At 71.3% G+C, this 8,534-nt stretch carries 5 protein-coding genes and 1 pseudogene; 1 reads left to right on the top strand and 5 read right to left on the bottom strand.

What is annotated here, in order from left to right; genetic code table 11:
- Positions 1-67 precede the first annotated feature (67 nt).
- The 5 genes from FNH04_RS35820 to FNH04_RS35840 all read right to left on the bottom strand — a co-directional run bounded on the left by FNH04_RS35820 (position 68) and on the right by FNH04_RS35840 (position 8,068).
- Positions 68-1,708, bottom strand: a complete 1,641-nt coding sequence (locus FNH04_RS35820; protein ID WP_322724802.1) for an ABC-F family ATP-binding cassette domain-containing protein — start codon at positions 1,706-1,708, stop codon at positions 68-70.
- A gap of 49 nt (positions 1,709-1,757) precedes the next feature.
- Positions 1,758-2,780, bottom strand: a complete 1,023-nt coding sequence (locus FNH04_RS35825; RefSeq protein ID WP_152790024.1) for an oxidoreductase — start codon at positions 2,778-2,780, stop codon at positions 1,758-1,760.
- A 206-nt stretch (positions 2,781-2,986) separates the two neighbouring features.
- Entirely contained in the window at positions 2,987-4,666 is a 1,680-nt protein-coding gene (locus FNH04_RS35830; RefSeq protein WP_152790027.1) for a BCCT family transporter, read from the bottom strand.
- Between the two features lie 157 nt (positions 4,667-4,823).
- Positions 4,824-6,107: a M14 family metallopeptidase gene (locus FNH04_RS35835; RefSeq protein WP_152790025.1), complete on the bottom strand. Its 1,284-nt coding sequence runs from the start codon at positions 6,105-6,107 to the stop codon at positions 4,824-4,826.
- Positions 6,104-8,068 (bottom strand): Xaa-Pro dipeptidyl-peptidase, encoded by a 1,965-nt coding sequence (locus tag FNH04_RS35840; RefSeq protein WP_152790026.1) that lies wholly within the window; start codon positions 8,066-8,068, stop codon positions 6,104-6,106. Before FNH04_RS35840 ends, FNH04_RS35835 begins: the two co-directional genes overlap by 4 nt.
- Before the next feature lie 152 nt (positions 8,069-8,220).
- Between FNH04_RS35840 and FNH04_RS35845 the strand changes: the two are divergent.
- Positions 8,221-8,534 (top strand): annotated as a pseudogene (locus tag FNH04_RS35845) (M1 family aminopeptidase); the annotation flags it as partial.

An 8,534-nucleotide genomic window follows, 5' to 3' on the forward strand; every position in this document is an offset into this window, starting at 1 on the left:
CCCCAGGGATGGGACGGGTAGGGGCGGCGGGGGCGAGGGAAAACCGGCCCGGCCCCCAGCACCGCCCCTAGCGTTCCGTCAGCTTGCCGTCGGCCACCTCGAAGCGCCGCGTCACCCGGACCGCGTCCAGCATCCGGCGGTCGTGGGTCACCAGCAGCAACGTGCCCTCGTACGCGTCCAGTGCCGACTCCAGCTGCTCGATGGCCGGGAGGTCCAGGTGGTTGGTCGGCTCGTCCAGGACCAGCAGGTTGACGCCTCTGCCCTGGAGCAGGGCGAGCGCGGCCCGGGTGCGCTCGCCCGGGGAAAGGGTCGCCGCAGGGCGCAGGACGTGGTTCCGCTTCAGGCCGAACTTGGCCAGGAGGGTGCGGACCTCGACCGGTTCCGTGTCCGGTACGGCCGCGCAGAACGCGTCGAGCAGTGACTCCGAGCCGTGGAACAGTCCGCGGGCCTGGTCGACCTCGCCGACCAGGACGCCGGAGCCCAGGGAGCCATGGCCCGCGTCCAGCGGGACACGGCCCAGCAGGGCGCCGAGCAGTGTCGACTTTCCGGCGCCGTTCGCGCCCGTCACGGCGACCCGGTCCGCCCAGTCCAGCTGGAGTGACACCGGGCCGAGCACGAAGTCGCCGCGGCGCACCTCGGCGTCCCGCAGGGTCGCGACCACCGCGCCCGACCGCGGGGCGGACGCGATGCTCATCCGCAGCTCCCACTCCTTGCGCGGCTCCTCGACGACCTCCAGCCGTTCGATCATGCGCTGGGTCTGCCGCGCCTTGGCCGCCTGCTTCTCGCTCGCCTCGCTGCGGAACTTGCGGCCGATCTTGTCGTTGTCGTTGCCCGCCTTGCGGCGCGCGTTCTTCACGCCCTTGTCCATCCAGGTGCGCTGCATCTGGGCGCGGTCCTGGAGGGCCGACTTCTTGTCGGCGTACTCCTCGTAGTCCTCGCGCGCGTGCCGGCGCGCCGTGTCACGCTCCTCCAGGTAGGCCTCGTATCCGCCGCCGTAGAGGTTGATCTGCCCCTGGGCGAGGTCGAGTTCGAGGACCTTGGTGACCGTGCGGGTCAGGAACTCGCGGTCGTGGCTGACGACGACCGTGCCGGCGCGCAGACCGCCCACGAAGCGTTCGAGCCGCTCCAGGCCGTCGAGGTCCAGGTCGTTGGTGGGCTCGTCGAGGAGGAACACGTCGTAGCGGGACAGCAGCAGGGAGGCCAGTCCGGCCCTTGCCGCCTGGCCGCCGGACAGGCCCGTCATCAGCTGGTCCAGGTCCACGCCCAGGCCCAGCGAGCCGGTGACCTCCTCCGCCCGCTCGTCGAGGTCGGCGCCGCCCAGGGCGAGCCAGCGTTCCAGGCTCGTCGCGTAGGCATCGTCCGCGCCGGGCGCCCCGTCGACGAGCGCCTGCGTGGCCTCGTCCATCGCGCGCTGCGCCTCGGCGACACCCGTGCGCCGCGCCAGGAACTCCCGTACCGTCTCGCCCGCCCGGCGCTCGGGCTCCTGGGGCAGATGGCCCACGGTCGCGGCGGGCGGGGAGAGCCGCAGCTCGCCCTGCTCGGGCGCGAGCAGCCCGGCGAGCATGCGCAGCAGTGTGGACTTGCCCGCACCATTGGCCCCGACCAGCCCGATCACGTCTCCGGGCGCGACAACGAGGTCGAGCCCGGAGAAGAGCGAGCGGTCGCCGTGGCCGGCGGAGAGATTCTTGGCGACGAGAGTGGCGGTCACAGGAGGCGATCCTAACGACCACGGGACGTGCGTTCCCCCTGGCACCCGATCAGGCCGTCATCGGCTCCACCAGCACCGTCCCCGACGAACGTGCCACGACGAACGACTCTCCCTTCCGGGCCCTCTCGTTCACCGCGATACGGTGCCGGCCCGCGGGCAGGATGCCGTCGAACACCTCGTAGGTGTGGGTGCGGTACAGGCGGTCGAGGCGGTATGCCGTCACCTGCACCCGGCAGGTGGACGTGATCTCGATCCCCGCCTCGCCGTCGACGGCGACCAGCCGGGTCAGACGGCGCCGGGCCGCCGGGCTGCGGTCCAGGGCGCTCTCGATCTGGGCCACGAGCAACGGGATGATGGGGGCGAGCCCATCGACGTACGCGACCTCGACCCCCGCGTGCTCGAAGGCCCGGCGTACGGCGGCGCGCTCCTCCTCGCCGACGGCGCGGCCGAAGGCCACCGCACCGTAGGTGCGCAGCTCGTCCGCGGGGACGTCGGTGGCGTCGTGGGTGATCTCGGCACCGATACCGATCGTGCGCAGAGCGGCGGCGAGCTTGGCGAGGACGGCGACGCGGGCGCCGATGAGGAGCACGCGGCGGCGGGCCGAGGGGTCGGCTCCGTCCAGCAGGGACCGCAGGGCGCCGCGGTACCCGGGGCCGTGGAAGCGGAATGGTCCGATGCCGTGGTAGCCGTTCCGCTCCAGGTCGGCCGTCTCCTCCGTCTGCCACGCGAAGTCACGCCACACGTAGTCGTCGCCGTCCTTCTGTATGACCGCGGTGACGGCCCCGCAGGCGAGGTCCTCGCACTCGGGACAGCCGTAGATGACGTACCGTCCGCCGGTCAACGGTGCGTCGGCCTCCAGCAGCAGACCGCGTACCTGGGCGGTGAAGATCGCGGGTGGTACGTCGGAGGCGAGCGGGGAGACGGCGTCGAGGTCGGAGAGCTGGAACAGCAGCGGGCGTCCGTCGACGATGAAGTCGACGAAGTCCCGGTGCACCCGGTAGTCACCGTTGGCGAGGACGCCACCGGCACGCATCGCCGGTGCCAGGCCGAAGGTCGCGTACTCGGCAGACATGGTGTGAGTATCCCCAGAGCGGGAGCAATGTGAGCACGGCATGACAGATTCCGCATCCGTCTCCCGGCGCCCGGTGGGGAGTTGGCGGCCCGGCCCGGCGGGACGGGCGTACGCGTGGTCGAGGGCGTACGGGGCGGGACGCCACTGGACGCGCCCCTGCTCCCTGCTCCCTGCTCCCTGCTCCCTGCCCGAACGGACCGCCTGGCTCAGTGCTGCCTGCCGATCGGGTCGCCCTCCGTCTCCGTGCCCTGACCGGGTCCGACCCTGATCTCGAACTCGCCGTCGTACTTCTTGTAGCCCTCGATGACGGCGAGTTCGACGGCCTCGGAGGCCATCTCCTCGCGCACCATCACCGGGTCCCGGCGCAGGTCGCGCATCAGGGCGACGCACATGCCGATCATCACCAGGACGAAGGGCGCGGCGGCGAGGATCGTGAGGTTCTGCAGGCCGGTGAGCGCGTCGCCCTGTCCGCTGCCGACGAGCAGCATGATCGCGGCGACGGCTCCGGTGACGATGCCCCAGAACACGACGACGAACCGGCCGGGTTCGAGCGCGCCCTTCTGCGAGAGCGTGCCCATCACGATGGACGCCGCGTCGGCGCCGGACACGAAGAAGATACCGACGAGGATCATCACGAGCAGGCTGGTGACCGTGGCGATGGGGTAGTCCCGGAGGACGGCGAAGAGCTGGCCCTCGGGGGTTTCCTCCTCGCCGAGCCGACCGCCCTCCTGGAGCTTCATCGCCGTACCGCCGAAGACCGCGAACCAGACCAGGCTGACCGTGCTGGGGACCAGGATCACACCGCCGACGAACTGCCGGATGGTGCGGCCACGGCTGATACGGGCGATGAACATGCCGACGAACGGCGTCCAGGAGATCCACCACGCCCAGTAGAAGACGGTCCAGCTGCCCAGCCAGTCCGCCACGCCCTGGCCGCCGGACGCCTCGGTGCGGCCGGCCATCTCGGGCAGCTCACCGAGGAAGGAGAAGACCGAGGTCGGCAGCAGGTCGAGGATGAGGATGGTCGGGCCGGCGACGAACACGAACAGGGCGAGCACGAGGGCCAGCACCATGTTGGTGTTGGACAGCCACTGGATGCCCTTCTCCACACCGGACACCGCCGAGGCGACGAAGGCCAGGGTGAGGACGGCGATGATCGTGACGAGCAGACCGGTGCTCACCTTGTCCATCCAGTTCAGCTCCTGGACGCCGGAGCCGATCTGAAGGGCGCCGAGGCCGAGGGAGGCCGCGGAGCCGAAGATCGTGGCGACGATCGCGAGGACGTCGATGACCCGGCCGCCGGCGCCGTTGGCGTGCTTCTCGCCGATCAGCGGGGTGAAGACGGCGCTGATGGTCTGGCGGCGCTTCTTGCGGAACGTGCTGTAGGCGATGGCGAGGCCGACGACGGCGTAGATCGCCCACGGGTGCAGCGTCCAGTGGAAGAGGGTGGTCGCCATCGCCGTCTCCATGCGCTCGCCGGAGCCCTGGGGGCTGGTGCCCGGCGGGGGCGAGGTGTAGTGCGAGAGCGGCTCGCTGACGCCGTAGAACATCAGGCCGATACCCATGCCCGCGCTGAACATCATCGCGACCCAGGACACCGTGCGGAACTCGGGCTTCTCGCCCTCCGCGCCGAGGTGGATACGGCCGTAGCGGCTGGCCGCGAGCCAGAGGGCGAAGATGACGAAGCAGGAGGCCGCCAGCATGAAGGCCCAGCCGCCGTTGTGGATCAGCCCGCCGAGCATCTTCCCGGACACGTCCTCGAGCGAGTCGGTCGCGGTGGCGCCCCAGATGACGAAGGCCAGGGTGAGCGCGGCCGTCACGCCGAAGACGACGCGGTCCGTCTCCGGCCGTCCGCCGCCCCTGAGGCCCGATTCCGAGCCGGGCAGGGCGGCGGCGCCGTGGTGGTGGTCATCGTCCGGGATGCGCTGTCTCTCGTCGTTCACAGGCCGCACCTTTCCCCGTATGGGCTGCGCAAACGACGCCGTTGTCGTTCCGTTACCCCTGAGGAAACATCAGCGCCGCGCAGGGCGCGACCTCGGCTTCTCAGCAGTCGTCGTCGGGCTCCCCCGCCGTAAGCCGGTACGGGGCGCGCTCGTCGAACAGCAGCGGCACGAGTGCGCGCAGCGACTGGCGCAGCGGTACGAGGGTGCCGTCGCCGTCCTGTCGTACGCGCACGCCGTGCAGGGCGAGCTCGTCCCTCACCCGCGTGTACTGGTCGTCGGTGAGCCGGTAGCCGCAGGGCGGGGCCTGGATCACCTCGGTGGGTTCGGCGGGGTCGTTGTCGGCGCCGCCGACGTAGACCGGCCCGGTGTCCCGGTATCCGGCCACCCGTGCCGCCGCGGTGGTCGCGTCGACCTGCCGTCCGCGTTCACCCGCGAAGCCGAACAGCCCCTTCAGCGCCTGGAGCTGGGAGTTCACCCGGCGCCGGTTGTTGGCCGGCTCCCCGGCCCCGTCGGTCAGGGGTTCCACGCGGCTCTCGATGAGCAGTCCGACCGCGTGCTTGACGCCCGACATGTTGCGCAGGATGCGTTCCTGTCCGTCGCCCGCGACCTGCCGGACCGGTTCGCCGGTGACGGGGTCGGTCCAGATGCCGTACGTCCCTGTCGTGTACCCCGCGGCCTGTGCGGCGGGCCGTACGTACGCCTCGGACAGGGTCCGGGCCTCCTCGTGGACGGCGGCGTCGGTGTTGAGGTTGCGCGGCCAGAGGTCGAAGAGGTCCTTGTCGTAGTAGCGCGGTGTGGCGCCGTACTCGTGCAGGTCGTAGACGATGTCCGGCCTGCGGTCGCGGATGACCGCGGCCATCGCCCGCGCCTCGGCCGTCGCCAGTGAGAGGTGGTCGCGGTTGATGTCGACGCCGTCGCTGTTGCCGCGTGTGCCGGCGGCCCGGCCGTCGGGGTTGGCGGTGGGCACGACGAGCACGGTGGTGCGCTTCAGGAACTCCTTGGTCCGCCTGTCCTTCGTGTACGCGAGGTCGCGGACCGTGGTGAGGCACGCCTCGCGGCCTGAGGGCTCGTCACCGTGCTGGCTGCAGATCAGGAGCACGGTGCGGGTCGTGGGTCGCGTGCCGATGCGGACGAGCCGCAGTGGGCGGTCCTGCTCGGTGGTGCCGATGCGGGTGATCGACACGCGGTCGCTCGCCCGGTCGACGGCGGTCAGGAACTCCCGCTCCTCGGGCTGGCTGGTCCAGCGCGCCCCGTTCGTCTGCTCGAATCCGGTGCGGGGCGGGGTGCCCGTGACCGGGGCCGCGTGGGCCGGGGTCGACAGCAAGGGTGCGGTCAGGGCTGCGGTCAGGGCGGCGGCGGTCACCGCGGCGGTGCGGGGTTTCATACGGCTCCCGGGATGCGGTGGGCGGCGCGCGGGCCGCGTACGCCGTCGAGGACGGACGCGTCCGGAGCGGCGGTGGCGCCCTTCGTCGCCCGCGCGAAGGCGTCGGCGCCTCCGGCCAGCGGTACGCGGGCGGTCGTACGGGACAGGTCGAGCGTCAGCGTGGGCGTGGACGACGGGGGGTCGATGAGGTCCCTGTCGGTGCCCGCGACGATGAGCGCGAGGCGGTGGCCGGCGGGGATCACGTGGTCGCTGACGTGCAGGTCGAGCGTGATCGTGTACGGCTTGCCCGGGGTGAGCGGGGCGCCCTTCCGGTCGGAGGCGTGGTTGCCGAGGTCGGCCCAGCCGCGGCTGAGGACGGTGTAGTCGACGTCGGCGGTCTTCGCCCGTGTCTCCCTGAAGCAGGAGCTGTCACCGGGGGTGCTCGGGCCCCAGCAGGTGCGCTCGGTGAGCGTGGTGATGCCCTCGCCGGGACCGGCGTAGTCACGGATGGTGTCCGGGCCCACGTCCACCAGGACCGCCGAGAGGTGCGCGGTCGAGGTCGTGGGGGTCGCGGTGACGGTCACCGTGGAGGAGCCGGACAGCCGCAGGGGCTTGGTCAGGGGCTTGGTGACGAAGCCTGCCTTGTCGGGGGTCGGCTGGTCGATGTGCGCGGCCCAGTCGGTCTCGCTGTACCGCGGGTCGTCGGTGAAGGTCTCGGTGCCCGAGCCCCGGCGCAGACCGAGGGTGCCGACGCCCGCCTGGGTGCCCTGGTCGGGGCGCAGGCTCACGGTCCGGGTGCTGCGGGGCGGCCAGACGTGGGATGTCACCCACTCGTCGGGGTGCCGTTCGATGTCGGCCATGGGCTCGTCGTCGACGCCGTTGTCGTAGCCGAGGAGTTCGTGGTCGAACCACCGGTGCAGGGTGTCGACCCACGCGGCCCTGCGGAAGTCGAACGGGTCCACGTGCCCGACCTGGGAGATCCAGATCTTCCGCTCGACGCCGTTCCTCGCCAGGGCGTCCCACCACTGGCCGAAGTGCTTGGGGCGGACGTTGAGGTCCTGCCCGCCGTGGACGACGAAGACGCTGGCCTTCACCTTGCGGGCGTCCTTGACGTAGTCGCGCTCGGTCCACAGCGGGGTCCAGTCGCCGGTGCGCGGTGCCCCCTCGACGAGCCTTTGCTGGACGGCGGCGCACTTGGCGCGGGCCTCGGGGCTCTCGACGGCGTTGGACAGCCAGTCGGGGCCGGAGTCGTACAGCGGGGCGCCCTTGGCGAAGTAGTAGTCGTACCAGGAGGAGATGGCGCCGATGGGGACGATGGTCTCCAGGCCCTCGACTCCGGTGGCGGCGACACCGTTGGCGATGGTGCCGTCGTAGCTCTTGCCGATCATGCCGGTTCTGCCGTTGGTCCAGGTCGCCTTGGCCCGGACGGTGCCCGTGCGGCTCGTGTAGCCCTTCGCGCGGCCGTTCAGCCAGTCGACGACGGCCTTCGCGGACCGGATGTCGGAGCGGCCGCCGACGTCGACGCAGCCGTCGGAGCGGTTGGTGCCGGCGAGGTCGACACCGACGAAGGCGTAGCCGCGGGGCACGAAGTAGTTGTCGTAGAAGAGCGGCATCTGGACAACGTTGCCGTTTGCGTCGTACGTCTTCCGCTGGCTCTCGTTGCCGCGTCCGCAGCAGGAGTAGTACGGGCTCGCGTCCATGATCACGGGTATCTCGCGGCCCTGCCGGGCGAGTTCGCGGGGCCGGACGATGTCGGCGGCGACGCGGTCGGTCCTCCCGTCGCCGTCGCCGTCGAGTCCCGTGTCGACCCATACGGACTCGCGGATGGCGTTCTCGTACGAGTAGACGGGCTTGCTCTCCCCGGGCGCGGGTGTGCCGTGGGAGACCGCCGGGGTGAGGAGGGTGGCCATCAGGGCGGCGGTGGCCGCCGTCGCGAGCGATCTCCAGGTCATGAAGCGCCTGCGGCGCGCAGGTATGGGCATGCGCGGACGGTACTGCCGTCAACTGCCGTGCAAAAGAGGGCCTGTTGGGGCAGGTGGGGGTTCGGTCGGAGCAAACGGGAGTTTCGGCCGGGATCTGGCTTGAAAGGTGCGCTGGCCGTGGTCACTCATGTCGGCCGAATGGCGATCCTGTTGAGCTGGCCCACCAGTGGCACGGCGACCTCGTGTCCGTCGCCGGGTGGAAGGACATCTGGCTCGACGAGGGCTTCGCCCGGTACGCGCAGTGGCTGTGGTCCGAGCACGAGGGCGAGGGGACGGCGCAGGAGCTCGCGGACCACGTGTACGCGTCGCATCCGGCCGGCGATCGCTTCTGGACAGTCAGGCCGGGTGACCCGGGGCCGGAGAACCAGTTCGACATCGCCGTGTACGACCGGGGTGCGCTGGCCGTCCAGGCCCTGCGGAACGAGATCGGCGACGAGGGGGCGGGGCTGCGGAACGAGATCGGCGA

This window comes from Streptomyces phyllanthi (genome assembly GCF_009377205.1).
GTDB lineage: Bacteria > Actinomycetota > Actinomycetes > Streptomycetales > Streptomycetaceae > Streptomyces > Streptomyces phyllanthi.